Genomic DNA, 1,917 nt, shown 5'->3' with positions numbered 1-1,917 from the left:
CTACCCCCCGGGTGGGTCATTTTTAAATGATCACGATGGGTCAGTTTTGAATGCAGATTGACACCAACAGCTTGATGAATCGACGGAAAAGCCCGCCGGATGTCCTTCTCTAGCTCATCATAGAGGGTGACAGTTGTGGCGAGCCAGCCAACCGGCTGGTCAGCCATCGCGATCGTCCCGCCCTCTCCTTTGAGAACATCCTGGACAACCTTAATGGCTGACCGAAGCCCGATGCCGCCGGTCGATTTTGCCAGGGCGCCGAGGAGGTGCAGAAGAATGTCAAAATGAGCAGGCAGGAACGGATAGAGGTTGATGAACGTTTCACGATCAAAGTTCGCGTCGTAGTATTTAGCATCCTGCAGCTTGGTATTGTGGCGAAGCGCCTGTCCGTGCGCATCGAACAACTGCCCCAATGCCTCTTCGCCTGCGGGGGACTTTCCCAGGAGGCGGCGGTAGCAGATCTCTTTGATATCGCTCGATTCAAGGTCGATCTGGATCGGGAACCGATCCTTGAGCTTATACAGCTTGTCAGAATTTAAGGCTGCTCGCGGATCATCCTCGGTGAGGGTCTGCTGAGCGGTTGATACAATCCAGACCTTGCCGTCGCCAAGTCGCTTGAGGTTCTTGGCCAAGCCATCGAGATTCAGTATCAGGTTGTCACGCGACGCGACATACTGGCCGACCTCATCGATGATGAAGATGATATTTTCTTTGCCGCTCTTAGTGCGGACAATATCGATCATCTCCTCGACACGTTGATCTTCGAACTGGAAAAAACCTTCGGTGCTCGATGAAAACGACTTCACTTCCGGGAATAGACCCGGATACATCTCATGAGCAATCTTTGGGATCAGCCCATCGATCGCAAGCGGGTTATTTTGAACACGTTCCCAAGTGGCGCCTGGCAGAGCTTCACCCACACGCCGATGTAGCTCAGGTGTGCGATCGTCCTTCTCAACCATACGTTCGAAGGCGGCAACCTTGAGATTTCGCGAGTAACCGGCCCATTGAAGAACCTTAAAGTAGAGAACCGTGGACACATCTTCCATGGTTGCTCCGGCCAGCATCTCGCTTGCCAGGTCGAGCAGCACAACCGCCGCCGGGAAACGCTGTGCAACCGTGCCAAGCAGCGCTTTGGTTTGCGGCTTATGCAGACGATCTTGCAGATGCTTGATAAATGGGGTTCCGTCGATCGTGCGCTGGCTGTCGAACGCGAGACCCAGATATTTGGTGAACGAGCTCTTGCCTGATCCATAAAAGCCAGACACCCAGACGCCTATCTCATTTTCACCGCCAGACTCCATGGCAAGCTGCATGCGGTCGAGGAGCTTGCGAAACTGCTCTTCAATGCTGTCTGTAACGACATACTCGGAGATTTCCGAACGAAGTCGCTCTTCCTGGGCAGCGCCATAGGTAATTACCTTCTCAATATTCCGATAAATATCCTTGGACGGATCAAACAGTTTCCGAATGCTCACAGCTTATCCTCCCAAGTCTCTGATTTATCCGCCAACGTGGACGGAACGGTAGTTGCCGTCTTCTGGATAGAAGCCCATAAATTTGAGCCGCGTCTTCCCAGTTCGCGTTCCCGGGTAGAAGAAAACTGTCGGCGCGTTGAATTTACCTTGCAGCTGACTTTCAATAGCCCCAATGCGCAGAAACGGATGCAGCGCCTCAAGATCCGTCACCAGGAGCAGCGCATTTGAGTTGCCTTCTAGAGCCCTTAGGGCATCCTCCAATGCGCGAAGTAAGCCCCCACCCGAGGTCACGATGTCGGCTAGCGCTTTATTTGTGCGCGGCCAATCCAGCGGGGCAGCCTTGTCCTCTTTTAAACAAAGCGGCCAGAAAGGAGGCTATTTCGCGGTTTGTGTGGGTGGTTTGGTTTCCGGTCATTTGCTTGAGGCACAAGATGTTGTG

Annotated in this window: 2 protein-coding genes; both read right to left on the bottom strand. The window is 53.3% G+C overall.

The window, feature by feature from the left end:
• Positions 1–1,478: BREX system P-loop protein BrxC (gene brxC, locus ACFTOW_RS13490; RefSeq protein WP_379916566.1), on the bottom strand; the 1,478-nt coding region annotated here is incomplete at its 3' end.
• 24 nt (positions 1,479–1,502) lie between these two features.
• Positions 1,503–1,808 (bottom strand): BREX protein BrxB domain-containing protein, encoded by a 306-nt coding sequence (locus ACFTOW_RS13485; RefSeq protein WP_379916567.1) that lies wholly within the window; start codon positions 1,806–1,808, stop codon positions 1,503–1,505.
• Positions 1,809–1,917: the final 109 nt, after the last annotated feature.

Origin of the sequence: Lacimonas salitolerans, assembly GCF_042677865.1 — a bacterium.
Classification (GTDB): domain Bacteria; phylum Pseudomonadota; class Alphaproteobacteria; order Rhodobacterales; family Rhodobacteraceae; genus Lutimaribacter; species Lutimaribacter salitolerans.
The sequence above is the reverse complement of the archived record's forward strand: the minus strand, read 5'-3'. Positions and strand labels throughout refer to the sequence as shown.